Origin of the sequence: Robertmurraya sp. FSL W8-0741, assembly GCF_038004005.1 — a bacterium.
Taxonomy (GTDB): domain Bacteria; phylum Bacillota; class Bacilli; order Bacillales; family Cytobacillaceae; genus Robertmurraya; species Robertmurraya siralis.
Genome location: NZ_JBBOQG010000001.1, coordinates 1,851,385 through 1,878,168, shown reverse-complemented (window position 1 = coordinate 1,878,168; position 26,784 = coordinate 1,851,385). Strand labels below are relative to the sequence as shown.

Here is a 26,784-nt window from a genome sequence, read left to right as displayed (position 1 = left end):
TCCCTATGCATTTATTACCAATTACTTCTTTTTCAACGATAAATGGAGGTCGGAAAGCTGCGCTTCACTGACTTCACCAGGTGCTTCTGTTAACAAGCAGCTTGCGCTCGCCGTCTTCGGAAACGCAATCGTATCGCGAAGATTCGTTCGACCAGCAAGTAGCATAACAAGGCGATCCAATCCGAGAGCGATTCCGCCATGCGGTGGTGTCCCATATTCGAATGCTTCAAGTAAGAAACCGAACTGCTCTCTTGCTTCTTCTTCTGAAAAACCAAGAATTTTGAACATTTTTTCTTGTACTTCTTTTTCAAAAATACGAAGAGATCCCCCGCCTAGCTCATAGCCATTCAAAACTAAGTCATATGCTTGTGCTCTTACTGCACCCGGGTCAGTATCCAATAGTTGTAAGTCTTCTCGTACAGGCATTGTAAATGGATGATGAGCAGCAAAGTAGCGCCCAGCCTCTTCATCATATTCCAATAGCGGCCAATCAGTGACCCAAAGAAATTCAAACTTGCTTTGATCAATTAATTCAAGATCTTTTCCAAGCTTGAGGCGAAGAGCCCCTAAAGCGTCTGCGACGACCGTTTTCTTATCGGCTACGAATAGTAAGAGGTCGCCTGTCTCTACTTCTAATGCTGAGCGAATGCCCGCTGCTTCATCTTCAGAAATGAATTTTGAAATGGGTCCCTTTAATCCTTCTGCTTCAGCTTTCAGCCAAGCGAGACCTTTTGCACCATAGACTGCAACAAACTCTGTCAAAGCATCAATATCTTTTCTAGAATAAGCAGAAGCAGCACCCTTGACGTTGATCGCCTTCACTTGTCCTCCAGAGGAAACAGCACCTGCGAATACTTTGAAGCCAGATTCTTTCACAATCTCTGATAAATCGACTAGCTCAAGTCCGAAGCGAGTATCAGGCTTATCAGAACCAAAGCGTGCCATCGCTTCATCATAAGGCATGCGAGTGAATGGGATCGAAATATCCTGCCCTTTTACTTCCTTCATCATTGTCTTCATCATCGCTTCCATCATAGCAATGATATCATCTTGGCTTAAGAAGCTTGTCTCAATATCGATTTGTGTAAATTCAGGCTGCCTGTCTGCACGTAAATCTTCATCACGGAAGCAACGAGCAATTTGATAATACCGTTCAATTCCACCGACCATAAGCATCTGTTTAAAAAGCTGTGGCGATTGCGGTAGGGCATAGAATTCTCCTGGATGAACACGGCTCGGTACTAAATAATCCCGTGCCCCTTCAGGTGTGCTCTTCGTCAAAATGGGCGTCTCAATATCTAAGAAGCCTTCACTATCTAGAAAATCACGCACTACTTTAGTGACTTGATGACGCATTTTGAACGTCTCAAACATCACTGGACGCCGTAAATCTAGATAACGATATTTTAGACGGATATCTTCGGATACTTCAGACTTATTATCGATCGTAAAAGGAGGAGTTTTGGCCTCATTTATGATCGTTACCTTCTGTGCCTTTACTTCAATTTTTCCTGTCTTCACATTTTCGTTAATCGTTCCCTCTTCGCGCGCCACTACGATCCCATTTATATCAAGAACGTATTCGTTTCTAATCTTCTCTGCAATCGCGAGTGCTTCCGGTGATTCTTCAGGATTAAAGACGACCTGAATGATTCCGGTCCGATCACGTAAATCAATAAAAATGAGGCCGCCCAAGTCGCGGCGCTTTTGTACCCATCCCTTTAAAACGATTTGCTCTCCAATCGCTTGCTCTGGTACTTCTCCACAAAAATACGTTCTCCCGTACACAAAAACTCCTCCTATTCAACTGAAGCCTTAAATTGTTCAATAAATTGGTCAAGCGAATACTCCGTTTGCTCACCGGATGCTAATGACTTCACATTAATTTTATTTTCATTTAGCTCATTTTCTCCTAAAATTGCTACATATTTGGCTTTTAAGCGATCGGCTGCTTTAAACTGCGCTTTAATTTTTCGATTTAAGTAATCACGTTCTGCTGAAAAACCAGCGTTTCTAAGCTGATATAAAAGCTTTACAGTATATTCTTGAGCAGCTTCACCTAAACCTGCTAAATAGATATCAATACCTTCTGCTAATGGAAGCTCTACTTTTTCTGCTTCAAGAGCGGCAATAAGGCGTTCTATGCTTAAACCAAAACCAATCCCTGGTGTTTCTGGTCCACCAACCTCTTCGACTAAGCCGTTGTAGCGACCTCCGCCACATAAAGTAGTGATTGCACCAAACCCGTCTGCATCGCTCATAATTTCAAATGCTGTATGGTTATAATAATCCAATCCTCTTACTAAATTAGAATCGACCTCAAAGGGGATTTGAAGTGCTGTTAAATATTGTTGCACCTTCTCGAAATATGCTTGAGACTGGGCATTTAAAAATTCAAGAATGGAAGGTGCTGTTTTCATCAGCTCATGCTCCCTATCCTTTTTACAATCTAAAATTCTTAATGGATTGGTCGTGAGGCGATTTTGACAGTCGCTGCAAAATTCTCCAATTCGTGGCTGAAAATGTTGAATCAGCGCCTCTCTATGGGCATTTCGACTTTCTTTGTCACCAAGACTATTGATGACGATCTTCAGTTTTTTCAAGCCCATTTCTTGATATAAGCTATACGCTAATGAGATGACCTCTGCATCAATTGCTGGATCTGCGCTTCCTAAAGCTTCCACTCCAAATTGGACAAACTGACGAAAGCGACCGGCTTGCGGTCTTTCATAACGAAACATTGGCCCCATATAATAGAGCTTTACTGGCTGGTTAGCATAGCCGAACATTTTTTGTTCAACGAATGAGCGGACGACTCCAGCCGTTCCTTCAGGACGAAGCGTCAGGCTTCTGCCTCCTCTATCCTCAAATTCATACATTTCTTTTTGAACAATATCAGTTGTATCTCCCACGCTTCTTGTGAATAATTCTGTATGTTCAAATATCGGCGTGCGAATTTCCTTATATTGAAATTTCCCACAAAGCTCTCGAGCCTTTTCTTCAATGAGCTGCCATTTTTCTACTTGTCCAGGTAAAATATCCTGAGTTCCTCTTGGAATATTAATAGACATGAGAATCCTCCTCTGAAATCTTCCGAATAAAAATAAAAAACTCCCGTCCCTTGTATATAAATATACAAGGGACGAGAGATATAATCCCGTGGTGCCACCCTAATTGAAGACGTGCTATTACGCCATTCCACTTTGACAGTTAACGCCTGTTCACGTTCCTCTCCTACTAAAGAATCTTCTCTTTCAGAGCGAAGCCTACGGAGTGTTCTTTCATTAAGCCATTATGTAGGAATGCTTTCAGCCTGTGGCACTCCCTCTCTAATCATATGTATCTTAACTACTCTTCTCCATCAACGGTTATCATCTTCTCATACTTTATTTATATAATAATACGGAGCAAGACTGCAATTGTCAAGACTATTCATGAACGTTCTAACTGTTTCTTTAATTTTCGCACATCGTTCATCGTTAAGCCGAATTCAGATGCTAGCTCGATCATGCTTGAATTCTGTTCCTTTTGCAGAAAATCATGGAGATCAATGCCAAATAGTTGATTTTCACCTTGTTGAATCGTCGTTCCTTTATCACTAAACCTCATCGAAATCACCCTTCTTATTTTTTTCTCTCTCTATTGTTTCCATGAAGGATAGATAATTATCCTTTACTTAATGGATAAAACGATCACCGACATAGAACAAACCTTAAAAAAACAAAAAGATCGTGAAGCATGGACTTAACAAGTTTAGTCCGATCCCTTAGAATAGAAGAATGCAGAGAAACCAAATTATAGTAACCAAAATTCGAAATAACGGCAAAGTTCATGAAAATTGCCGAGCCTTTGAGAGAAAAGCAATAGCTTGTAACAAAGAAGGATACCTAGTATTTAGCGAAGGGAGACAGAGAATGCAGAGAAATAAATATTTGCCACTAATGCTTTGTCTTATACTTTTTTTATCATGTATTTTTCTGCCGCTTCAACCTGCTGCTGCAGGCACGGTACAAGTTGGCGAAGCGAACGTCAATGTCAGGGAAGGTCCGGGGCTTAGCTATAATGTCCTTAAAAAGGTAAATAAAGGGGATACCTTCTCCTTTATAAAACAAGAAGGCGATTGGTACCAAATCGATATCGGCTCAGGAAAGAAAGCATGGATTGCAAGCTGGCTTGTTACAAAAAAAGAGACGGTGGCACCTGCAGATGGAAGCATAAAGGGAAATGTTACAGCCAATAGCGTTAGAGTCAGAACCGGTCCTGGGACAAGCCACTCTGTACTTGGAGCTTTAAATAAGGGCGATACGGTGGAAATTCTTAAATCTGAAGCTAATTGGTATCAGGTTAATAGCAGCTTCGGAAAAGGCTGGATTTCAAAAGACTATTTACAAACAAAGAAGGAAACAACAACAGGAGGAAATATCGGGACAATTACCGCAACCTCCCTTAATGTCCGTTCAACTCCATCTACGCAAGGGCAATCTTTAGGAAGTCTGAAAAAAGGGGAACAAATAACCGTTCTCTCACATCATAACGGATGGATTGAAATTACATTTAAAAACCAACAAGCATGGATTAGCAGTGAATATGTAAAGCTTGAATCGGACACCGGTACTTCTGTTCCACCAGCTAAATCAAATTCAAACCTTTCTGGGATAACGGGGAGTGTCACGGCAGCTTCTCTAAATGTTAGAGATTCTGGTTCTTTAAATGGAAAAGTTATCGGCAGCGTTTCTAAAGGAGAGAGAGTTAAAATTCTTGAAGAAGTGAACGGTTGGGTGAAAATTGAACTTAATTCTGGCAAAAACGGCTGGATTGCTGGATGGTATATAGAGAAATCAATACCATCACAAGCCCCTTCTTCCAATAGTTCTCCAAAAAACAGCAGCTTAACGATTGACCATAATGGAACGAATATTCGGTCTGCTCCCGATTTAAGCGCAAAGGTAGTAGCAAGAGCAAATGCTGGAGACAAATTTTCAATTGTCAACATCCATAAGGATTGGTATGAAGTTAAATTAGCAAATGGAAAAAGTGGATATGTCGCTGGCTGGATTGTTACGGTTAGTAACGGTGTCCCTCAAATCAAAAAAATCGGAACAAGTAGCGATATAAAAAATCAGAAGATCATGATTGACCCTGGTCATGGGGGAAGAGACAACGGAGCAACAGGAGCCAAGGGAAGCCTCGAAAAAAACTTAACGTTAAAAACCGCCCAGCTTTTAGCGAATAAATTGAAAGCACAAGGGGCAAAAGTATTCATGACAAGGAGCAACGATCAATACCTTGCTCTCAGTTCCAGAGTGAGTATGGCTCACTATCAAAATGTTGATGCCTTTATAAGCCTTCACTATGACAGCATTGATAATTATACTGTCAAAGGAATGACAAGCTATTATTATCATTCACATCAGAAGGGACTAGCCTCAAGCATACATAATGCCGTCATCAAGCAAACCAAACTGAATGATCGCGGTGTTCGCCAAGGGGATTACCATGTCATTCGGGAAAATAAACAATTAGCTGTTTTACTGGAACTGGGGTATATAAGCAACCCGACAGAAGAACTGATGGTAAATACTTCCCAGTATCAAGAACAGGTCACCAATGCCATTGTCCAAGGCGTCGTGAGGTATTTTAAATAATAAAGATGAGGATTTCTGAAATGTCGCTGTAGAAAGGAAGAGGAGAAAAACGAATCGTTTTTCTCCTCTTCCTTTCTGTTTACTCGATTTTCAAACTTCATTTAACCAATTAAGGGGATTTTTTGTACTTTTTCCAAAAAAGAAGATCATAAAATCAGTTGATCATTGGCCTTCTGGACAGACCCTTTTCTAATTAACGAAAATGGCTTTAGTCCAAAAATATCCAAAAACCAATCGCAAACAGAATGACGGCAAAAATAAGACCGAATACAATTTGTAAGAGCAGCTGATTGAATTTTTTTGATCATTTCCAGCTTCTTGACTGTCTTTGAAAAAAGACAATAGACCTGAAGTAAATATAGCATCCCAAAGCTTCCTTGTTTCATTATCTTTCTTCTTTTTGTCATTTTGATTGTCCATTTGAATCCTCCCTTCAATTTTTGAAGATTGGAAGAAGAGTTGAATCTCCTCAAAACGATTTTAAGGTCTTCACCTTATCTATTTACTTTCCAAAATAAGTGTCACCGGTCCATCATTTGTCAACTGTACATCCATCATTGCCCCGAATTGACCTGTTTCAACATGAATCCCCTGCTCTTCTAATAAACGATTAAAATGCTCGTATATCTTCTCTGCATGGTCAGGTTTCGCTGCATCCATAAAGTTTGGTCTTCGTCCTTTGCGGCAATCTCCGTAAAGAGTAAATTGGGAAACGGAAAGTATTTCGCCTCCTGCATCAAGTAAAGACAAGTTCATTTTCATATGCTCATCTTCAAAAACACGTAAATGGGCAATTTTTTCAGCTAAATACTTTGCGTCGTCTTCACTGTCTTCATGGGTGACACCCACTAAAAGAACATAACCCTTATTGATTTTTCCAACAACTTCTCCTGCAACCGTTACTTGCGCTTCCTTACTTCTTTGTACGACGATTCTCATAATATATTTACCTCCTCTAAAAAAAGAAAAGCTGTCACATTCTCGACAGCAGGGATTTTAGCACGGATTTATAATTAATGGATTTTTCACAATCGTTCTTTTAGCTCAACCGGATGAAAAAATCTAATTCATTATTCTTCGCACAGCATAAATATCTGGGATCTGTTTAATCCGGTCGACTACTTTTTGCAAATGAGCAACATTGACGATCATAATCGTCATGCTAATTATCGCCATTTTATTGCGATCCGACTTACCAGTTACAGCAGAGATATTGGTTTTCGTTTCACTGACAGCCTGCAATACTTCATTCAGCAATCCTCTTCGATCATATCCAGTGATTTCAATATCAACATTATATTCTTTACGATCATTTAAGGCTGTTTCCCATTCCACTGGAATGAGCCGTGCTTTCGCATCTGCCGTATCAATATTGGTACAATCTGAACGGTGAACAGAGACGCCGCGGCCTTTCGTAATGAATCCAACGATATCATCTCCTGGTACAGGACTACAGCATCTTGATAAACGTATCAGTAAATTATCAATCCCTGTTACTCTAACACCTGACTCTCGCTTTTTCTTTGTCGGGAATGATCTTAACTCATTGACCGCACTGGCAATCGTCGTTTCCTGTTCTAAATCTCGCTGCTTGCGCCATTTCTCTGTTAAACGATTCGCCACCTGGAGAGCTGTAATCCCGTTGTATCCAACAGCAGCATACATATCTTCCTCACTGAAAAAGTTAAATTTCTCAGCCACACGTTTAATATTTTCTGGCGTCAAAATTTCCTTTAATTCAAACTCCATATTGCGAATTTCTTTTTCAACAAGCTCGCGGCCTTTCTCTACATTCTCTTCTTTACGCTGTTTTTTGAAAAATTGTCTAATTTTATTTTTTGCCTGTGAAGTTTGCGCAAGCTTAATCCAATCCTGACTTGGTCCATAAGAGTGTTTGGATGTCAAAATCTCGACGATATCTCCTGTTTTCAGCTCGTAATCAAGGGTGACCATTTTTCCATTCACCTTTGCACCAATCGTTTTATTGCCGATCTCTGAATGAATACGATAAGCAAAGTCGATGGGAACGGAGCCAGCCGGTAATTCAATTACATCTCCTTTAGGGGTGAAGATAAAGACCATGTCGGAAAAAAGATCAATCTTCAACGATTCCATAAATTCTTCTGCATTTGAAGAATCATCCTGAAATTCGAGAATTTCTCTAAACCATGTGAGTTTATCATCTAAAGAAGAATTCTCATCAACTGTTTTCCCTTCTTTATATGCCCAGTGGGCTGCGATCCCAAACTCAGCAATTCGATGCATATCGAAGGTTCGAATTTGCACCTCGAGTGGATCACCCTTTGGTCCGATTACTGTTGTGTGAAGAGACTGATACATATTCGGTTTAGGCATGGCGATATAATCTTTAAATCTCCCAGGCATTGGTTTCCAGCAGGTGTGAATAATGCCAAGCACCGCGTAACAATCCTTTATACTGTTAACTACAATGCGAACGGCAAGCAAGTCGTAAATTTCATTGAACTGCTTATTTTGCAGTGCCATTTTTCGATAAATGCTGTAAATATGCTTCGGTCGTCCGGAAATATCCGCTTTGATCGCAACCTCATCCAATGCTGTACGCATCTCAACAACAACATCGTCTAAGTACTGCTCTCGTTCTGCCCGCTTTTTCTTCATTAAGTTTACAATGCGGTAATATTGCTGTGGATTTAAATAGCGAAGAGCTGTATCCTCCAGCTCCCATTTAATTTTTGAAATCCCTAAGCGATGAGCTAAAGGAGCAAATATTTCCAATGTTTCATTGGAAATACGCCGCTGTTTTTCAGCGGTTAAATGCTTCAATGTCCGCATATTGTGCAGTCTATCTGCTAACTTGATTAAGATCACGCGAATATCCTGAGCCATCGCAACAAACATTTTTCGATGGTTTTCCGCTTGTTGTTCCTCATGCGATTTATATTTAATTTTTCCTAGTTTTGTCACCCCGTCAACAAGCATTGCCACTTCATCATTAAAGACCTCACGAATATCGTCGAGCGTAACTTCAGTATCTTCCACAACATCGTGAAGAAAGCCGGCTGCGACCGTATCAGGGTCCATTTGTAAATCCGCGAGAATTCCAGCCACTTGGATTGGATGGATAACATACGGTTCTCCGGATTTTCTATATTGGTCACGATGAGCATGTCTAGCAAATTCATATGCTTTTTGAACAGTCTTGACATGTTCACCATTTAAATATTTCCTTGTTATTTCGATGACCTGTTCAGCTGTCAAAACTTGTTCATTGGCCATGTAATCACCTTATCTATCCTGAGGTATTTGTTTAACACATTTGATCGATTCTGTCATTCCTGTACAGATCACTTCTTTGTAAATAAAAAATAATATAATTGTTACTATTATCGAAAAAAAACAACGATATGTAAAGAGATTGAGCATTCTTTTTTCGAGAAAAGTAAGAATTTTGTCGAATTGCTTTACTTGCCCTTCACATAATGAATATAGAAAAAGAGCGCAAACAGCGCTCACAATCAGTTAAAATTCCATTAATGTTAAAATATCATAACCATCTAATTTACTTCTTCCTTCTAGGTAAGTAAGTTCAATTAAAAAGGCGATTCCAGCCACAACCCCGCCAAGCTCTTCAACTAATTTAATCGTTGCTTCAATCGTTCCGCCAGTTGCGAGAAGGTCATCTGTAATAAGCACGCGTTGCCCCGGCTTAATCGCATCTTTATGGATCGTTAATATATCTTTCCCATATTCAAGGCCATAATCAACATCAATTGTCGCTCTTGGCAATTTCCCTTTTTTACGTACGGGGGCAAAACCAACTCCTAAAGAATAAGCTACTGGACAGCCAATAATGAAGCCACGTGCTTCAGGACCAACAATAATATCTATATCTTTCTTCCGAGCATATTCCACAATTTGATCTGTTGCGTAATGGTATGCCTCCCCATCGTTCATCAATGGTGTAATATCTTTAAATTTAATTCCTGGCTTTGGCCAATCTTCCACAATTGCAATATGTTTTTTTAAATCCATTCTTCAACTGCCTCCTCATTGGTAACCGACCCAACTATCATTTCGTCAAACCACTTTTTTAGTTCGTCAACGGATGAATAGAGCAACTCCCCTTCAAGAGCATAATGTGCCTGCTTTTGCTGGTATGTGATCGATTCTGATAAATCTTTTTTATTTTTAACCTCATTTAAGGTAATAAATCCATTATGCTGCTTTATCAATTCTAGTTCTAAAAACACTTGCGACATGAAATCAATCGTCGCTCTCGTCCAACCACGATATTTAGCAAGATCATCGCCATATCTTTTCAGATCAAAAGGTGCCTTCTTCATCAAGAAAGCGTAATACCATTTAAAATGCTCTCTCGTCGGCATCGTGGAAAAATAATCACTCTCTTCACCATAAAAATGGGCATAAATTCTCGCTGGTTGCTTCCCTTGTAAAAGTGAAACAAGAAACTCCTTAGAAGGGGGTAAATCGGAGAGAACAATGTTCCGTCCTGTCATATCCAAATGCCGAGCTTTATCCAACTTATCCACCACAACTAATTCATTATTTTGATGGGCAAATTTGCTCACGAACTTTTCATTAAACACAATCCAAAGTGCATCGGAAACACTATCGGACAGTTTTTCTATTCTCTTTAAGCCACGATAATCAAACAACTGCCACTCGTGCACCGCTAAATCTTGAAGAAAAATTTGCGGCTTCCGTATGTTGTTCCATTCATTAATAGCTAATTCTCCAATCACCGCTAAGCTCGCATAAGGAGAAACTTCATCTAATAAACTTCCTAATCCGAAACCAATTCCATCTAATGAACTTCCTTGGTCCTCTAATACAAGCTTTAAATGGGTTTGATCGGCACCGATTTTTTTCATTTGGGAAATACTAGCTGCTTTAATAAGTACCTTCGGCTTTGGATTATTTATCCCAAATGGAGCAAGCTTCTGCATTTCCTCAAGTGCCTTTAAATCAACATTTTTTAATTCTATTTCACTGTCCAGCTTTGTGACAGGAATGAAATCTTCTTCAGTAAGTATTTTTGAAGCCAAATGATTTAAACGGTTGCGCAGTTCTCCGACATCCTCTAATTTCAATGTCATTCCTGCCGCCATCGGATGCCCGCCGAAATGAGGCAATATATCACGACATGTCGATAAATTTTGGAATAAATCAAATCCCATAATACTCCGAGCAGACCCCTTCGCCAAACCTTTTTCGTCATCAATGCTTAATACTATCGCCGGACGATAAAATCGCTCAACAAGTTTGGAAGCAACGATCCCAATCACACCTGCGTTCCAGCCAGATTTACCAACGACAATAACGGAATTTTCGTCAATTGGATAGTTTTCTTCAACCTCTCGTATCGCTTCCTCTACCATTTCATTGACGAGAGCTTGTCTTTCTTTATTTAATGCATCAATTTCTTCTGCAATGGTCTCCGCTTCATATGGATCTTCGGTCAATAAGAGATCGACGGCAATATCTGCACTTTCCAGTCTGCCTGCAGCATTTATTCTAGGAGCCATTACAAATCCAATCGTCTCCTCATTAATGGCAGGCAAATCGGCACCAGCCAATTTCAACAACGCTTTCAGACCGTGATTGTCTGTACTTTTTAGCGCTTGGATTCCTCTTTTGGCTATTAATCGATTTTCTCCAACTAAAGGGACCAAGTCCGCAACCGTACCAATCGCAGCAAATTGCAGCAGATGCTCTGGTACCTTTCCCAAAAGAGCGTGTGACAATTTAAACGCAACCCCAACACCAGCTAAATCATGAAATGGATAAGGACTGTTCTCCAGTTTTGGGTGAATAATCGCCAGTGCTTCAGGCAATTTCGGTCCTGGTTCATGATGATCGGTAATAATTAAATCGAGCCCCAATTCTTTCGCTATTCGCGCCTCATGGAGCGCAGCAATTCCTGTATCGACGGTGATGATAAGATGAATACCACTTTCAGCAGCATGGCGAAATGCGTTTTCATTCGGTCCATATCCTTCTGTAAAACGATTGGGAATATAATACTGTACATTCGCCCCTAATTCCTGAAGCGTGAGCATCATGACGGAAGTGCTCGTAACTCCGTCTGCATCATAATCTCCAAATATAAGAATTTGTTCATTATTTGCTATCGCATCTTTTATTCGTGAAACAGCAATATCCATCCCTATTAAAGTGAATGGATCATGGAACGCATGGTCTTCATCAAAAAGAAAAGACGAAGCTAGCTCCGGGGTATCAAATCCCCGATTAACAAGTAAAGATGCTACCAGCGGTGTAATGCTAAGCTCCTCTACAAGTCTTCTCTTTTTTTCTTCATCGACTTGTTGGCAAATCCATCTGGTTTTCGGCTTTAACATACGTTCACCTCTCAACTTTTCTATTATACTAGAGCGCCATAGTCGGTTCAAGCTAAGAGTGTATTCGTAAATATGGAAAAAACAAAAAAATGTGCGCTGAAAGCTTATTTCACTTTTGGCGCACATTACGATTTCCATGCTTCTCTTATTTCGGTTTGTACGGATTAATATGAACAAATACATTTTCTACATTCTTTTCCCGCAGCAGCTTTTTCTTTACGGCTTTTCCAACTTTATGACCTTGCTCTACCGTCATATGTGGATCCACGGATATTTTAAGGTTAATAATAACGTAATGACCATGTTCGCGAGCATGAAACTCATCTATTTTTTTAACTTCAGGAACAGTTTCTACAATTTTTCTAAGCTCAACCGTGTCTTCATCATTCATGACCCGGTCAAGTGCGTTCCCAATCGATTCTTTTCCAAGCGTCCACGCAATTCTCAAGATCATAAGAGCTACTACAAGTCCTGCTACTGGATCAGCATATTCAAGCCAACTTATTTGCAAAAGATTACCAACTACTGCTGCGCCAATTCCCATTAAAGCGGCTAAAGACGAATAAACATCTGAACGATGTTCATAAGCATTTACAATAAGTGCATCGCTTTTTAATTGCTGTCCTAATCGAAATTTATAACGAAACATACATTCCTTCGTAATAATTGAAATTAACACAGCTACGATTGCAATCGGATTAGGAGCTTCTATCGGATGGAAAAACGCGTCAAATGAAGAGCGGCCAATTTCCAATCCGATGATAAACAGCAAAACGGCTACGATTATGGCTGCAATCGATTCAGCTTTCCCATGACCATATGGATGCTCCTCATCAGGAGGTTGCTTCGCAGCTCTTAAACCAATAAAAACCGCTAACGATCCTACCACATCTGAAGCAGAATGGACTGCATCTGCTATTAAAGCCTTACTATTTGCGTATATACCAACGCTCCATTTTAACGCTGCCAAAACAATATTTCCAACTACGCCAATAATGGCAGCAAACTCCGCTTTTTTAAAGCGTTCACTTTTTTCCAACGTACTCCCCCCCCCCTTAAACGAAAATCCACTATCCCTTTAGACAATCCTTCTACCAGTCTATCCTAAACGCTTCAGTCTCATAAGGTTGGTTTCAGTTTTTCCATCAGAAAATGTAAACATAAAAGTAATTTAGCACTTAAATGCTTTCATTATTGAGTTATGTATTGTCTATGAATATTGATGAAGTTCACTTTTGCGCACTTTCCAACGACGTATTGTTATTTCAATTTCATGGCGCATCTTGGCATGTTTTTACTACTAAAAACCTCATCCATATTCTTCCACTCTATAAAATGAGGACAACTAGCTTCACTGAATTTTAGAGGTATTAATAAGAGGAATGGCGACTAAAAAATAAAATCATAGCTTCATCAAAAGGAACGATCTTGCTTCTATATGGAGGTAAGTAAAAAAAGAGGGGTAGAATGTCCCTCTTCTATCACTTATTTCGTAAAATGCAATAACCGTCCTATTTTACAATAATAAGAGGTCAATACGTAAAAGAGATTTATCGACACCCCCCCCAATTAAAAATTCTCTTGCTTTATCTTGTATTGCAAGGTAAATATTTTTAGATATGATCGTGCTTTATGCTCATTACTGAAGTCAAAAGTCTATCCAAACTTCGATAACTGTCTGCAATACTAGCAAAAACAACTTGGTAAAACCATCATTAACAAATTACCTGTGAAAGATCCTCAAACTAAATTTCGTTGCATTCAATACCTTTAGATTGTTCATAATGGTAAACACTTATTTACTTTTTTCCAATTTAGAAAGGATTAATAGATATATTGCTATTCCACCAAAACTTATCAACATACTTAGGATCAGTTGTGTCTCATATTGTAGTGCTGTTAAGTTAAGGAAATAATCAGGCAATGTTAACAATGCAATCATAATAATTAGCACCCCTGTCTTAGCCCAAATTGAAATACCAATTACAAATAGCAAGGTAATTCCACCTATGATGAAACTTCCGATATTGTCAAAATGAATTGTTGGTGTCGAGATCATTTTATCAAGATAAGAAACTCCTAAAAATAAAAGCAATGGAAGCAAACTAATAACAAAAATCAATACGCCCCGTATAATATTCGATTGACTTATAGTTGAAATATATTTAAACCCTTTAAATACAACTGCAATAAAGATAACAGCAATTGCTAAATACCCAGTGACTTCCAAAAGTGAGTATGAAAGGGTACCTGCCAACAAATCAGAGAAAACTTTAAAAGAAAACGCTCCAAAAATAATTAAACAAATGGATTTAAACAATGTCCGATAATCAATAGGCATTTCATTAGAAACCATCTCCATGTAATCTTTCGGAGATTTGCCAATGATTTTTTCAATGGATTTCCCATTTTTTTCAGCTTCGGATAAATGAATTTCCAATTCATTTATCACGTCCTCAATCTCATCCCATTGTTTTCCACTTGAAAATAAATAAATGCGTAAATCCTCTATAAAGTTTTGACTTTTTTTAGAAAGCGGCAATTCACGTTTCATCTTGATGACCTCCTTTTGTAATGGTATATTGTCTGATTACTTCGTTGACGCTACTCTGTAAATTTTGCCAACGTTCGATAAAATTTTTTAATTCCAATTCTCCTTTTGCTGTTAGCGAGTAATATTTTCTTTTTGGTCCCGCTGTTGACTTTTTTAAGGTAGAGGTAATCAATTCCTCTTTTTGCATTCGCATTAACAATGGATAAATGGTCCCCTCACTAAAGGAATGAAAACCATAACTTTCAAGTTTTTCTGCCATTTCGTAGCCGTATACTTCTTTTTCCTTAATAATTGCCAGCAGACAGCCGTCAATTATCCCTTTCAGCATTTGTGTTGTCGACAAATTCTTCCTCCTTTCTTGCCAATCTGCAATTCGAATATTTTCATTACACTATCTTGTATTACATGGTATAGTTTAAGAATAACAAGTTTTATCTTGTATTGCAAGGTAAATATTTTTAGAATTTTTGAAAAGAAAGAATTTCACACGTTGATCCAAATACCATTCCTTAAAACAGAAAAAAGCTGAGATCAAAAGTCTATTTTAACGACCTTTTGACTCAGTTTCTTCATCATTATACTTGCGGCTCATCTGTCTTTTTACGTTTTTCTTTGTAAGTAATCAATGTGCCCTTCGTCTTCAATTCCTTCGCCTTCCACACATACCATAATTGTGTAGCTAAAAACAGAGATGAATATGTTCCTGTAATTAAACCAATAAGCAATGCGAAAGAAAAATTCGTTATGGATTCACTGCCAAATATAAGTAAAGCAACTACAGCAAACACGGTTGAAAGAACGGTATTTATCGATCTTCCAAAGGTTTGTCGCAAACTTCGATTAGCTATATCGGCGAGCTCCTCCACTTTTTTAATCCGTTTTTTCTTCTTTAAATTTTCACGTATGCGATCAAAGGTGACAATCGAGTCATTAATCGAGTAGCCGACAATCGTTAAGATTGCTGCAATAAAGGTTAAATCTACCTCTAAACGGGTGATACTAAAAACCGAAATGATAAAAAATGCATCATATAGCAATGCTAGCACGGCAGGAATAGCCATCCTCATCTCAAATCGAACTGTGACATAGATGATAATCCCGATTGACGCGATTAGTACAGCCAGTCCAGCATTTTTGGCAAGTTCTTTACCAACTGTCGGTGATACGGTGCTTACATTCGGCTCAGCACCATATTTCTCTTTGAACTTCACTTTTAATTCCGCAACTTCAGCTTGATTTAATATATCCTCACCCTTAAGACGGGCTACTCCGATATTTTGAGTATCACCTGAAATGACGATATCATCTGTCTTAATACCAACGGTCTCCAGTTGTTCCTGGAATTCAGCCTTCGTTAAAGAATGATCTGAAAGAACCTCTATTCTATTACCACTTGAGAAATCTATTCCTAAATTCAGACGGAATATGATCATACATACAAGACCTATTGTTATAAGGATACCTGAAAAAGCAAAAAACTTTTTACGTGGTTTAATAAAATCCCATTTATCAAATCTCGTAGGTAGATCTATTGCCTCGTAATTTTCGGAAATGTCCTTTATGTCTGATTGCTTTACACCGAACCAACCAGGTTTTTTATTAAATAGATTACTGTTTACCCATAAGCCTAGGAACAACCTAGAACCATATACAGCAGTGATAAAACTTACTAATATGCTTACAATCAATGTGGTTGCAAAACCCTTTACAGAGCTTGTCCCAAAATAAAAGAGAACACCCGCTGCCAACAGAGTTGTAATATTCGCATCAATGATGGTTGATAAAGAACCGTTCGTTCCCGCTTTATAAGCTGCCTTTAAGTTTCTACCGACTTTTAATTCCTCTTTAATTCGCTCAAAGGTGATGATATTGGCATCAACAGCCATCGCTACTCCAAGAATGAGCGCTGCAACTCCTGGTAGTGTTAAAACGGCATTCATCCAATCAAATACAAGAAGGATTAAGTATATATAAACCGATAATGTAACAGTGGCAATGAACCCAGGGAATCGATAATAGAAAATCATGAAAATATAAATTGCCAAAATTCCAATAATCCCTGCCATTACGGTTTTATCCAATGCATCCAACCCAAATTGTGCTCCTACAGAAGTGGAATAAACTTCTTCAAGTTCAACTGGTAAAGCCCCTGCATTTAACAGATTTGCTAATGTACTCGCTTCTTCAAGTGTAAAATTTCCTGTGATAGAAACCGAATCTTGGCTGAAAACCTGAGAAACTCTCGGCGCAGAAAGAAAGGCCGGCTCCTCTTTCTTTACTTCTTCCTGGAAGCTATGTTCACCTTCTTTAAAATCCAACCAGATAACTAATAAATTGTTGGGAGCTCCCATATTGACAATTTGTTCTGTAACTTCTTTAAACTTATCAGCGCTTTTTAATTTCAATGAAACGCTAGGCTGGCCATTATCATCAAAGGTTTGCTGTGCTCCGCCTTCGACTAAATCCCTGCCATCCATCATTAAATTATCTTCCACATCTCGGAAAGATAAGTTGGCTTCTGTAGAAAGCATTTCCCTGGCCTGATTTTGATCATGAACACCTGCCAGCTGGACACGGATACGATTATTTCCTTCAATTTGCAGACTTGGTTCATTAACACCAAGAGCATTAATTCGTTTATTTAATGCCTCAGCGGTACTTGACAAAGTAGTTTCAGTAATCTTTTCCCCGTCCTTTGCCTTTACCTCATAAAGCACTTCAAATCCGCCTTGAAGATCTAAGCCGAGTTTAATATTTCCTAAGATGTTTGTCGTCGTTGCTCCAATTAATCCACCCAAAACAAGGACGATAAGAAAAAAAGCAACGATTCTCTTCCGATTAACCATTATGTAGAAATCCTCCTTAAAAGAACGCAAAAGCTAATTCCTTAGTGCTGTTAACCTGTTATTTCATTTCAAAGAAGTCAATATGATTATTATGAAACAGTTTAGAATAGGTGTCAATTTTATATGTATCAGATGGTTCATTTTAATAATTCTTTCAGCTCTGCCTCATCCTCAAGAGAAAAATCGAGGAGTCGCAATGCTTCAACAGATGCAAAGCTCATATATTCACCAGGTTTTAATGAGAGAATATCGGCTACTATCTCATATAACCTTATGTCCTCCCTTACTCGCTTCCACTTTTTACTCGTTAAAAAATCCCATAGCTGTTGCTCGTGGATCGTCCCATATCCTAATAGATTTAATTCTTCCACTTTACTGACAAGAGCGGGCTTTACTTCACTACGGAAACGGTCGTATTCATGGACAGTGCTCATTTAGACTCCTCCTAGAAAATTCTTCAAATAGAAAACGAAACAACTTGTCATGCTTTGTCCACATTCAAGCATATAGATAATTGTATATGATTTAACTCATTTCTGAAAGGCGCTTTCCAAGAAAATACTTTTTTTATTTCCAAGCTTTGTCTTGTAGAACTTATATCAGAAGGCAGGGAGCAAAATGTCTAAGTTTCTAAAAGGAACGATAATATTATTGATTGCTGGTTTAGTCACCAGAGTACTCGGCTTCATCAATCGCATTGTCATTGCCCGATTTATTGGCGAAGAAGGTGTCGGGCTCTATATGATGGCATTTCCTACCCTTATGCTAGTTATCACCATTACACAGTTAGGACTACCTGTTGCGATTTCTAAAAGTGTTGCTGAAGCTGAAGCAAAAGGAGACTTCAAAAAAATCAAGAAAATATTAGTTGTTTCATTAACAACGACGATCTCTTTATCATTATTGTTTACACCTGCCCTGCTTTTTTTCGCACCTTATTTATCTGATTTATTATTTACCGATAATCGTACAAAACTGCCATTGCTGGCAATTACACCGATTATTCCGATTGTAGCAATTTCAGCCGTTATAAGAGGATATTTTCAAGGACGACAAAACATGAAGCCCGCAGCCTACTCACAGGTAATTGAACAAGTTATTCGAATTGCTCTTATTGCTGTCTTGACAAAAATGTTTCTCCCATATGGAATTGAATTCGCAGCCGCAGGAGCAATGCTTGCCTCTGTTATTGGCGAGCTTATATCGTTACTTTATTTAATTACCACATTCAAAATGAAAAAGAAATTTCCAATCAGAAGAAATTTCTTTAAGCAAATACAGGCAGGTAAATCGACCTTTAAGGAATTAATGGGTGTTGGACTGCCAACTTTGGGAAGTAGACTGATCGGCAATTTTTCTTGGTTCCTTGAACCGATTGTCGTCTCCTATAGCCTTGCTTTAGCCGGAGTTGGTACAACACTAGCAACAAAACAATATGGCTCTCTCACCGGGTTTGCCATGCCGTTATTGCTTCTCCCCTCGTTTATAACGTATTCTTTATCGACTTCGCTAGTACCAGCAATCAGTGAAGCCAATTCTAAAAACGATAAGGGACTCATTGAATATCGCTTACAACAGGCACTGCGCTTTGTCTTTTTAACGGGTGGACTGGCGATTATTATCTTATACGTTCTAGCAGATCCACTAATGGAATTTATGTATGGCTCTACATCTGGGGCCACTTTTATCAAGATTATGGCTCCGTTCTTCCTGTTCTATTATTATCAAGGACCGCTTCAAGCAACGTTGCAGGCCTTGGATTTAGCACGAGCAGCGATGATTAACAGCATCATCGGGTCAGCCGTGAAACTCGGGGTCATTTTTGCTCTCGCCAGTCAACCAAACTTTGGTATTAATGGGGCAGCACTTGGAATTATTATCGGCATCGTCTTGGTTACCTTTCTCCATTTTGCCACTGTTTTGAAACGAATTTCCTTTACTTTTTATATACGAGATTATGCAAAAGGATTTATCGTCATGCTTCTCTCAGGAGCGCTTGGTTTTTATACTTATGCACAAATTTCAAGTCTTTCACTTGCAAGCCACATCATCCTTGCTGCTATTGTTATGAGCTTAAGTTATGCTGTTCTTTTGCTCCTGTTTGGCTTAGTTCGAAAACATGATCTGCAAAGAATTCCAAAAATCGGCGGATTTTTAGCAATCTTTGCTTTTAAATAAGTTTGTTTAACGAGAATTTTTATATTTGGCCCATTTGAGAGATTCCCCTCGTAAAAAATGGGCCAAATCAACCATTTTGAAAATCTTCTCCATCTTTCATCTAAAATCCTGAATATCAATAAAAAAGTCGCCATTTTGAAAGCTGCAGAAGGATATTTTTTTTACATCCCGGTAACCGCGCTTTCGCAATTCCTGTCTGAGCCATAATGAATTTTTCTCGATGCGTTCCAAATTTTTCGTTTGGATCTCCCCATCAATGATGAGCGGAATGGTGTAGCTGCTTTGATTCTTTTCTTTTTCGAACACAGTTAACTTTCCAGATGTCTCCAAAATGGCAAATTCCACATCGGCGATATTGCGAACATTTTGTTCTCTCAATTGTAACAACAAATCATCAAAATTATAGCGCTGCCTTTTCATTTCTTTTTCATCAATTTTTCCCTTATTAATAATCAATATGGGCTTTCCTTCCACCACATCCCGGAAGTGTTTGCTCTTTAACGAGATATAGGCAAATACGATTTGGATGGTCATCAGTAACAGCATCGGTATAATGACATGAAAGAGCTTATTATTCGGATCATCGATCGCTGCAACTGCCAATTCTGCAATCATTATATAAACGACTAAATCTAAAATACTAAGTTCGCCAATTTCACGCTTTCCCATCATGCGAAAAATAAGGATAATAAGAGCATAAAAAAATAGTGTTCGTAACGCAATTGGAATAAGCTCAGCCACATTCTTTTCCCCTTCCGTGAATTTCTTATCTATCTTTTCTTTTATTATTATCCACATTCCTTGCCTAAATATGAAAAGTGAGTTTTTTCGCCAGCAGTCCAATTTGTTCGAAATGGAAAAGTTCAGCTTCTATTTTTCTCTGCTCCTGAATATGCATGTACTAAGACAAGCAAAGTAGCTTGTTCATCACCTGCCATGAAAAGTTGAACTCGCTGCTAAGCACAAAAATACATGAAGTCTTGATCGAAGGGAGAGGGTCAAAATAGAAGAGTCAAAAAACCATGGAATTGCTATTTTATATGGAGTAATCGGCATATTTTTACTATTAATTATTGCCAGCTTTGTATTCTCTGTTATACTGCGATTTACGAATACACAAGAATCATCATTAGGAATTTTAACGACGATAATTTCCTTTATAACGTTATTTGCAGGCGGTTTTATTACTGGAAGAAAGGGGAAAGAGAAAGGCTGGCTCATTGGTGCATTAACAGGGGCTATTTACACATTGATCATTTTCCTATTTCAATACTTGGGTTATGACAGCTTATTTTCTTTAGAGCAAATTGTCTACCATGTTTGCTATATTCTTACAGCGATGATGGGAGGAATACTGGGCGTTAATATGAGCAGTCCAAAAACAAGAAGCATTTAAACGCCCGTCTTTTTTAACTGATGATTCAAAGTGTGACAAAAACCTTCAGATCAACTCACTTTTTGTGGGTTCTGTAGAGTGCTTCTCTTGCACCTACCGCTACAATCAAGCAGCCATAAAACACGGCACCCGATTCTTTGAAAGCTTATACTAGCATATATATCTTTATTTAAAGCTTTCAAACAGACATATAATAAACCTATATTTAAAGAAAAAACTGTAGACAAACCCGAAAAATTTCGAGTTTGTCTACAGTTTGCGCCCATCTTTTTTGATGGGTGTTTTTGGCTGAAAAGCACTAGCTTTTAGCAAGTAAATCACTTGATGATTCGATTACTTCACGTACCGCAGCACGATCGTATGTAAGACGGCTTCCATCGCCACATTTGATGACAATTTGTCCTTCGTCGATCGCATCAACGATTCCATGAAGACCGCCAATCGTCACAATCTTGTCACCTTTTTTAAGATCATTTTGCATTTGCTGAACTGCTTTTTGTCGCTTTTGTTGCGGGCGAATTAATAAAAAGTAGAAAATCGCAAACATTAATATCAGTGGTGCAATTGTACCTAGCATTTCCATTCGTCCAACCTCCTTTCAAGCCATTTATATTTACTCTTTTAGAAGTTTTTTGCGTCGGGCTTATTAAAGCCATATCTTTCAAAAAATTCTTCTCTGAAGTCCCCCAAGCGATCCTCGCGAATCGCTTCTCGGACTTGCTCCATTAATTTTAACAGAAAATAAAGATTATGGTAAGTTGTAAGTCGTATTCCGAATGTTTCATCGCATTTTATGAGATGACGAATATAAGCTCGGCTGTAATTGCGGCATGTATAACAGTCGCAATGCTCATCAATTGGTCCGAAATCGCGGGCATATTTCGCATTCTTAACAACAAGGCGCCCTTCACTTGTCATCAATGTACCATTGCGGGCAATTCGGGAAGGAAGAACGCAATCAAACATATCAATCCCACGAATCGCTCCATCTATTAATGAATCTGGAGAGCCTACCCCCATTAAATATCTGGGCTTATGGGAAGGAAGCAACGGTGTCGTAAATTCCAGAACACGATTCATGATATCCTTTGGCTCCCCAACAGACAAGCCGCCAACTGCATAGCCAGGGAAGTCTAACGAAACTAAATCTTTAGCACTTTGCTTCCGTAGCTCTTCATATTCTCCACCTTGCACAATGCCAAAAAGCCCTTGATCGCCAGGGCGCTGATGAGCATTTAAGCATCTTTCCGCCCATCGTGATGTACGCTCTACCGATTTTTGCATATATTCATATGTCGCCGGATATGGTGGACATTCATCAAAAGCCATCATAATATCTGAGCCTAGTGCATTTTGGATCTCCATCGCTTTTTCTGGTGATAAAAAAAGTTTGTCACCATTTAAATGATTGCGGAAATGAACACCTTCCTCTTCTATCTTTCGAAACTCACTTAAACTAAATACTTGAAAACCGCCAGAGTCTGTTAAAATAGCTCGATCCCAATTCATAAATTTATGAAGACCACCAGCCTCTTTCACAATTTCATGACCTGGACGGAGCCATAGGTGGTACGTATTGCTTAAAATAATCCCTGCTCCCATTTGCACGAGCTCTTCTGGCGACATCGTCTTAACCGTAGCCAACGTCCCAACAGGCATGAATACGGGAGTTTCAAATGATCCATGGGGAGTATGGACTCTTCCTAGTCTTGCCCCTGTCTGTTTACAGGTTTTTATTAATTCATAGCGTATTGCAGTCAAATTCCTGAACCTCCTGTAGTCTGCATTGCATAAAACAAAGCGTCAACTATAATATCAACATCGCATCTCCAAAACTAAAGAAACGGTATTTTTCTTCTACTGCAGTTCGGTAAGCATGGAGTACATGCTCTCGCCCCGCTAAAGCACTGACAAGCATAATTAATGTTGACTTCGGCAAATGAAAATTTGTAATCATGCCATCAATTGCTTTAAATGAATAGCCTGGATAAATAAAAATATCGGTCCAGCCACTGTCAGCTATAAATTTCCCATCATTCTTTGATGCGATGGTTTCCAACGTCCTTGTTGACGTCGTCCCAACTGAAATAATTCGACCTCCAGCGTCGCGCACCCCATTTAACAGTTGTGCTGCTTCTTCAGTCATTTGGAAAAATTCTGCATGCATCTCATGCTCCTTAATATCATCCACACTTACAGGACGGAAGGTACCGAGACCGACATGTAAGGTAATAAAAGCAATATGAACCCCCATCACCTTCAGCTCTGCAAGAAGTTCTTCGGTAAAATGAAGACCTGCAGTTGGTGCTGCTGCAGAGCCCCGTTCCTTTGCATAAACAGTTTGATACCTCTCTTTATCTTCAAGCTGTTCCTTAATATAAGGGGGCAACGGCATTTCCCCGAGAGCCTCTAGTACCTCATAAAAAATACCCTCATAGCGAAATTGCAGAAGTCTGCCGCCATGATCTTTTTCACCAACACAAACAGCAGAAAGCAAACCATTCCCAAAAAAAATGACAGAGCCTTTCTTAATCCGTTTAGCCGGCTTTACCAAAGTCTCCCATGTATCACCTTCTAGTTGTTTTAACAAAAGGACTTCGATTTTTGCACCTGTATCTTCTTTTTCCCCAAAAAGCCGTGCTGGTAAAACTCTCGTATCATTTAAAACGAGACAATCACCTGGTTTAACATAACTCTTTAAATTTTTAAAAATATCATGTTCAATTTCACCATTTTCCTTGTTTAAGACCATCAGCCTGCTGCTCGCTCGTTCCTGTAAAGGGGTTTGCGCAATCAGTTCTTCAGGCAAATGAAAATCAAATAAATCTACTTTCAATGATGTCACCCTGTTTCTAGTTCATAACTTCATTCACTTTAATATATTCTAATGCTTCCTCACTTCTGGTGAAATTAGATTTCACGAAAAAATGAGCTACAGCCAAATAACTCGCTCTTAGTTTGCTGACAACTGCTGAAATATACAACAGCATCAACGAAATTTTCCAATAAAATAAAAGATGAGAGAAAGAACGATACTAATTAAAATCGATGTAACAATCGGAAAATAAAAGGTTGTGTTGCCCTTTTTTACAACAATATCCCCAGGTAGCTTTCCAATTTGAATAAATTGCATAAGAAATCCTACGACAAAAATGATTACGCCCACAATCATTAAAAGTTTAGGAATTCCGCTCAACTGAAGGCACCTCCATCCCGAAATGGCGATAAACTAGGTCTGTTACAACCCGACCTCGAGGAGTTCTTTGCAGGAAGCCAATTTGTAATAAATAAGGCTCGTACACATCTTCAATTGTTGTCGATTCTTCACCAATTGTAGCAGCAATCGTCTCTAAACCAACTGGACCGCCGCGAAATTTCTCAATGATTCCTTTTAGTAACTTATGGTCAATATGATCTAAGCCTAGCCTGTCCACTTGCAGAAGCTCTAAAGCCTTCTGTGCCAACGAATGATCAATGGCTCCATTGCCACGAACTTGTGCAAAGTCTCGCACCCTTCTTAGCAACCGATTAGCTATTCTCGGCGTCCCTCTTGATCTTCTTGCTATTTCGACAGCTGCCAATGAATCGATATCAACTTCAAATACGTCAGCCGTTCGAATCACAATTTCCCTTAACTGCTTTTCACAATAATATTCTAGCCTGCTTAAAACCCCAAAGCGATCGCGTAAAGGAGCCGACAGTGAGCCCGCTCTTGTCGTTGCACCGACCAAGGTAAACGGCGGTAAATCTAAACGAACCGAGCGTGCACTAGGTCCTGTACCAATCACAATATCCAAGCAAAAATCCTCCATAGCCGGGTAAAGTACCTCTTCAATTGATCGTGGTAAGCGATGGATTTCGTCAATAAAAAGGACATCGCCTGGCTCCAACGCCGTTAAAATGGCTGCCAAATCACCTGGACGCTCAATTGCAGGTCCGGCCGTCGTTCGGATATTGACACCCATTTCATTTGCGATAATGGTTGCTAAAGTGGTTTTCCCAAGACCGGGTGGACCGTAAAGGAGAACATGGTCCAATGTTTCTTGACGAAGTTTTGCTGCTTCAATAAAAATTTCTAAATTCTCTTTCACCTTATCCTGGCCTATGTACTGCTTTAGATTCTGCGGGCGCAAGCTTTGTTCGAGGGAAAGCTCCTGCATATCAGCTTCACCAGACACAATCCGTTCCTCCACGATCTTCACCCCTTTCTATTTTAATAATTTCTGCAAACCTTTTTTTATGTATTGATCTGTCGTTAATGTTTCTTTCTGTAATTCAGGCACAATCTTCTTAACCTCTTTTTCAGAATAACCGAGCGCTTTTAAAGCTAAAAACGCTTCTTCAAGTTCTTGATTTGCGCTCTCTTTTCGAACCCCTTTGTCAGGAGCAAAAAGATCAGGGAAAAAGTCTGGCACGACATTATGAAGCTTTCCTTTTAAATCAAGAATCATTTGTCTCGCTGTTTTCTTTCCCACCCCTGGGAACTTCACTAAAAAGCCTTCATCTTCATTTTCGATTGCATCAACAACCTGCTCTGGATCTCCCGCAGCTAAAATAGCTAACGCCCCTTTGGGACCAATACCAGAGACATTTAACAATTTCGTAAACAAGGTTTTTTCTTCCCTTGTTTGAAAACCATACAATGCCATCATATCTTCACGAACATAGTGATATGTATAAATTTTAATTTCTTTTCCTTGATCCTTCGCATAAACAAACGGATTAGGCGTTGTAATTTGAAAGCCCACTCCGCTCGTTTCCAACACAATATATTCAGGGCCGATAAAATCGACCTTCCCTTGAATAAACTCAAACAACTGCACTCGCCCCTCTATTTTGCTGTACTTCATTGTATCATACAATCCACCTGCCATAAAGAAAAGCCTCATTTCAAACAGGAGCGGCGTTTATGAATCATTTCTGTTAAAACACTATTTTTCTCTTTTGGAGCAACGATTGATGCTGCGGAAATTTTAAAAAATGTTTTACGCTGAACAGACTAGGACACTATCTGCAATACAGAATGCGAAACATGGCAATCGTTTGTCGTGGTGAGACAGTTTATAAGAGTGACAGATGCATGAACAACTTCTTAACACCGATAAAAAAAGAACCGATTTTAATTCGGTTCCATCAATCCTTCATTAATTGGCTACCTTCTCTTCTAGGGTAAAGTCTTTGAAAGTTTCTAGCACTTCGACATAATGGTGCTTATCCTTTATTGGGATTCCCTTCTTCAACTCTTCATGTTTTTTACTTTCAAGCTTACCGATATCTAATTGAAAAAAAGTATGAATAATTTTTGAGGTTTGCGGCTTGCCATTAAAAATGGTCAATGCTCCATCGTTATTAATCCCAAAATAACCATTAGCTTTAAGGAGCGGCGAAATATCATCCACGAATTCTCTAAAAACTACTCTATCTTCAGTCATGTCAATAAGCTGCCAGCCATCATATTTTGCCCAAAAATCCTCCATCGACCAAATTGTTTCTTTGATCGTTTCTTGACTGAACTCCCCGTCCAGATACATCCGTTCCAGTACCACTTGAACTTCAAGAGGTTCAAACTGTAACGTTTCTTTAGTCTGATCATTTTTTGCTTCAGCACTCATGATGCCATTGATTCCGGAAAGGAAGATTGCAATCAGTAAAAATATTAAAGACCTAATGACTTTCACAGTGGTCACCTCTTTTAATCAAACCTATATCAATTAACGTTTAAACAATTACTATATCTCCACTATTATTTTGACCAAATAAAGAAATATTATCCTTTTTCATAAGAGAAAAAGAAATTTTTTCC

General features: G+C 39.0%; 24 protein-coding genes and 1 other annotated feature. Of the genes, 3 read left to right on the top strand and 21 right to left on the bottom strand.

Going from position 1 to position 26,784, the window contains the following annotated elements:
* Positions 1–21 precede the first annotated feature (21 nt).
* The 3 genes from aspS to NST02_RS09025 all read right to left on the bottom strand — a co-directional run bounded on the left by aspS (position 22) and on the right by NST02_RS09025 (position 3,609).
* Entirely contained in the window at positions 22–1,788 is a 1,767-nt protein-coding gene (aspS, locus tag NST02_RS09035) for an aspartate--tRNA ligase (protein WP_095307164.1), read from the bottom strand.
* Positions 1,789–1,799: 11 nt separating this feature from the next.
* Positions 1,800–3,071 (bottom strand): histidine--tRNA ligase, encoded by a 1,272-nt coding sequence (gene hisS / locus NST02_RS09030; RefSeq protein WP_095307171.1) that lies wholly within the window; start codon positions 3,069–3,071, stop codon positions 1,800–1,802.
* 64 nt (positions 3,072–3,135) lie between these two features.
* Positions 3,136–3,374, bottom strand: a binding site (T-box leader).
* Positions 3,375–3,432: 58 nt separating this feature from the next.
* Complete coding sequence (locus NST02_RS09025) at positions 3,433–3,609, bottom strand: hypothetical protein (protein ID WP_170211341.1); 177 nt, start codon at positions 3,607–3,609, stop codon at positions 3,433–3,435.
* A 305-nt stretch (positions 3,610–3,914) separates the two neighbouring features.
* On the opposite strand from NST02_RS09025, the gene NST02_RS09020 reads away from it, so the two are divergent.
* A complete protein-coding gene (locus NST02_RS09020; RefSeq protein WP_137744254.1) occupies positions 3,915–5,645 on the top strand; it encodes an SH3 domain-containing protein in 1,731 nt (576 codons plus the stop codon).
* Between the two features lie 189 nt (positions 5,646–5,834).
* On the opposite strand, the gene NST02_RS09015 is transcribed toward NST02_RS09020, so the two are convergent.
* The 10 genes from NST02_RS09015 to NST02_RS08970 all read right to left on the bottom strand — a co-directional run bounded on the left by NST02_RS09015 (position 5,835) and on the right by NST02_RS08970 (position 17,841).
* Complete coding sequence (locus tag NST02_RS09015; RefSeq protein WP_340948765.1) at positions 5,835–6,065, bottom strand: hypothetical protein; 231 nt, start codon at positions 6,063–6,065, stop codon at positions 5,835–5,837.
* A gap of 78 nt (positions 6,066–6,143) precedes the next feature.
* The gene (gene dtd, locus NST02_RS09010; protein ID WP_095307182.1) at positions 6,144–6,584 is read right to left on the bottom strand and encodes a D-aminoacyl-tRNA deacylase; all 441 of its coding nucleotides are present in this window, start codon (positions 6,582–6,584) and stop codon (positions 6,144–6,146) included.
* A gap of 123 nt (positions 6,585–6,707) precedes the next feature.
* On the bottom strand, positions 6,708–8,903 hold the full coding sequence (locus NST02_RS09005) for a RelA/SpoT family protein (RefSeq protein WP_095307188.1): 2,196 nt from the start codon (positions 8,901–8,903) through the stop codon (positions 6,708–6,710).
* A gap of 243 nt (positions 8,904–9,146) precedes the next feature.
* A complete protein-coding gene (locus tag NST02_RS09000; RefSeq protein ID WP_095307195.1) occupies positions 9,147–9,659 on the bottom strand; it encodes an adenine phosphoribosyltransferase in 513 nt (170 codons plus the stop codon).
* Positions 9,650–12,007, bottom strand: coding sequence for a single-stranded-DNA-specific exonuclease RecJ (gene recJ / locus NST02_RS08995; protein WP_137744255.1), 2,358 nt, complete (start codon positions 12,005–12,007; stop codon positions 9,650–9,652). Before recJ ends, NST02_RS09000 begins: the two co-directional genes overlap by 10 nt.
* A 145-nt stretch (positions 12,008–12,152) precedes the next feature.
* On the bottom strand, positions 12,153–13,046 hold the full coding sequence (locus NST02_RS08990) for a cation diffusion facilitator family transporter (RefSeq protein WP_340948760.1): 894 nt from the start codon (positions 13,044–13,046) through the stop codon (positions 12,153–12,155).
* 756 nt (positions 13,047–13,802) lie between these two features.
* Positions 13,803–14,561, bottom strand: coding sequence for an HAAS domain-containing protein (locus NST02_RS08985; RefSeq protein ID WP_137744256.1), 759 nt, complete (start codon positions 14,559–14,561; stop codon positions 13,803–13,805).
* Entirely contained in the window at positions 14,551–14,889 is a 339-nt protein-coding gene (locus tag NST02_RS08980; RefSeq protein WP_137744284.1) for a PadR family transcriptional regulator, read from the bottom strand. Before NST02_RS08980 ends, NST02_RS08985 begins: the two co-directional genes overlap by 11 nt.
* Positions 14,890–15,136: 247 nt before the next feature.
* The gene (secDF, locus tag NST02_RS08975; protein WP_212933138.1) at positions 15,137–17,407 is read right to left on the bottom strand and encodes a protein translocase subunit SecDF; all 2,271 of its coding nucleotides are present in this window, start codon (positions 17,405–17,407) and stop codon (positions 15,137–15,139) included.
* A gap of 137 nt (positions 17,408–17,544) precedes the next feature.
* On the bottom strand, positions 17,545–17,841 hold the full coding sequence (locus tag NST02_RS08970; RefSeq protein ID WP_095307215.1) for a post-transcriptional regulator: 297 nt from the start codon (positions 17,839–17,841) through the stop codon (positions 17,545–17,547).
* 184 nt (positions 17,842–18,025) lie between these two features.
* Between NST02_RS08970 and spoVB the strand changes: the two genes are divergently transcribed.
* Complete coding sequence (gene spoVB, locus NST02_RS08965) at positions 18,026–19,585, top strand: stage V sporulation protein B (RefSeq protein WP_095307217.1); 1,560 nt, start codon at positions 18,026–18,028, stop codon at positions 19,583–19,585.
* A 96-nt stretch (positions 19,586–19,681) separates the two neighbouring features.
* On the opposite strand, the gene NST02_RS08960 is transcribed toward spoVB, so the two are convergent.
* Complete coding sequence (locus NST02_RS08960) at positions 19,682–20,326, bottom strand: DUF421 domain-containing protein (RefSeq protein ID WP_095307218.1); 645 nt, start codon at positions 20,324–20,326, stop codon at positions 19,682–19,684.
* A 262-nt stretch (positions 20,327–20,588) separates the two neighbouring features.
* Between NST02_RS08960 and NST02_RS08955 the strand changes: the two genes are divergently transcribed.
* The gene (locus NST02_RS08955; protein ID WP_095307223.1) at positions 20,589–20,981 is read left to right on the top strand and encodes a TIGR04086 family membrane protein; all 393 of its coding nucleotides are present in this window, start codon (positions 20,589–20,591) and stop codon (positions 20,979–20,981) included.
* Between the two features lie 298 nt (positions 20,982–21,279).
* Here the strand turns inward: NST02_RS08955 and yajC are convergent, their stop codons facing one another.
* From yajC to NST02_RS08920, 7 genes are all read right to left on the bottom strand, one after another.
* Positions 21,280–21,564: a preprotein translocase subunit YajC gene (gene yajC / locus NST02_RS08950; RefSeq protein WP_095307226.1), complete on the bottom strand. Its 285-nt coding sequence runs from the start codon at positions 21,562–21,564 to the stop codon at positions 21,280–21,282.
* Between the two features lie 38 nt (positions 21,565–21,602).
* Positions 21,603–22,742, bottom strand: a complete 1,140-nt coding sequence (gene tgt / locus NST02_RS08945) for a tRNA guanosine(34) transglycosylase Tgt (RefSeq protein ID WP_095307227.1) — start codon at positions 22,740–22,742, stop codon at positions 21,603–21,605.
* A gap of 46 nt (positions 22,743–22,788) precedes the next feature.
* Positions 22,789–23,817 carry a tRNA preQ1(34) S-adenosylmethionine ribosyltransferase-isomerase QueA gene (queA, locus tag NST02_RS08940; protein ID WP_340948757.1) on the bottom strand — a complete coding sequence of 343 codons (1,029 nt, stop codon included), beginning with the start codon at positions 23,815–23,817 and terminating at the stop codon, positions 22,789–22,791.
* Between the two features lie 153 nt (positions 23,818–23,970).
* Positions 23,971–24,177: a DUF2905 domain-containing protein gene (locus tag NST02_RS08935; RefSeq protein ID WP_095307231.1), complete on the bottom strand. Its 207-nt coding sequence runs from the start codon at positions 24,175–24,177 to the stop codon at positions 23,971–23,973.
* Positions 24,161–25,174, bottom strand: a complete 1,014-nt coding sequence (ruvB, locus tag NST02_RS08930; RefSeq protein ID WP_340948755.1) for a Holliday junction branch migration DNA helicase RuvB — start codon at positions 25,172–25,174, stop codon at positions 24,161–24,163. The genes NST02_RS08935 and ruvB overlap by 17 nt, the downstream gene beginning before the upstream one ends.
* 15 nt (positions 25,175–25,189) lie before the next feature.
* Positions 25,190–25,798, bottom strand: coding sequence for a Holliday junction branch migration protein RuvA (ruvA, locus tag NST02_RS08925; protein ID WP_095307750.1), 609 nt, complete (start codon positions 25,796–25,798; stop codon positions 25,190–25,192).
* 327 nt (positions 25,799–26,125) lie between these two features.
* The gene (locus NST02_RS08920; RefSeq protein WP_095307752.1) at positions 26,126–26,593 is read right to left on the bottom strand and encodes an intercompartmental signaling factor BofC; all 468 of its coding nucleotides are present in this window, start codon (positions 26,591–26,593) and stop codon (positions 26,126–26,128) included.
* Positions 26,594–26,784: the final 191 nt, after the last annotated feature.

Bases quoted from the DNA above. Each gene is read 5' to 3' on its own strand.
- NST02_RS08985 (WP_137744256.1), bottom strand. From the start codon at position 14,561: ATGAAACGTGAATTGCCGCTTTCTAAAAAAAGTCAAAACTTTATAGAG.
- dtd (WP_095307182.1), bottom strand. From the start codon at position 6,584: ATGAGAATCGTCGTACAAAGAAGTAAGGAAGCGCAAGTAACGGTTGCA.
- NST02_RS09020 (WP_137744254.1), top strand. From the start codon at position 3,915: ATGCAGAGAAATAAATATTTGCCACTAATGCTTTGTCTTATACTTTTT.
- secDF (WP_212933138.1), bottom strand. From the start codon at position 17,407: ATGGTTAATCGGAAGAGAATCGTTGCTTTTTTTCTTATCGTCCTTGTT.
- NST02_RS09025 (WP_170211341.1), bottom strand. From the start codon at position 3,609: ATGAGGTTTAGTGATAAAGGAACGACGATTCAACAAGGTGAAAATCAA.
- NST02_RS08970 (WP_095307215.1), bottom strand. From the start codon at position 17,841: ATGAGCACTGTCCATGAATACGACCGTTTCCGTAGTGAAGTAAAGCCC.
- NST02_RS09005 (WP_095307188.1), bottom strand. From the start codon at position 8,903: ATGGCCAATGAACAAGTTTTGACAGCTGAACAGGTCATCGAAATAACA.
- NST02_RS08920 (WP_095307752.1), bottom strand. From the start codon at position 26,593: ATGAGTGCTGAAGCAAAAAATGATCAGACTAAAGAAACGTTACAGTTT.
- NST02_RS08980 (WP_137744284.1), bottom strand. From the start codon at position 14,889: ATGCTGAAAGGGATAATTGACGGCTGTCTGCTGGCAATTATTAAGGAA.
- spoVB (WP_095307217.1), top strand. From the start codon at position 18,026: ATGTCTAAGTTTCTAAAAGGAACGATAATATTATTGATTGCTGGTTTA.
- NST02_RS09015 (WP_340948765.1), bottom strand. From the start codon at position 6,065: ATGGACAATCAAAATGACAAAAAGAAGAAAGATAATGAAACAAGGAAG.
- NST02_RS09000 (WP_095307195.1), bottom strand. From the start codon at position 9,659: ATGGATTTAAAAAAACATATTGCAATTGTGGAAGATTGGCCAAAGCCA.
- yajC (WP_095307226.1), bottom strand. From the start codon at position 21,564: ATGGAAATGCTAGGTACAATTGCACCACTGATATTAATGTTTGCGATT.
- hisS (WP_095307171.1), bottom strand. From the start codon at position 3,071: ATGTCTATTAATATTCCAAGAGGAACTCAGGATATTTTACCTGGACAA.
- recJ (WP_137744255.1), bottom strand. From the start codon at position 12,007: ATGTTAAAGCCGAAAACCAGATGGATTTGCCAACAAGTCGATGAAGAA.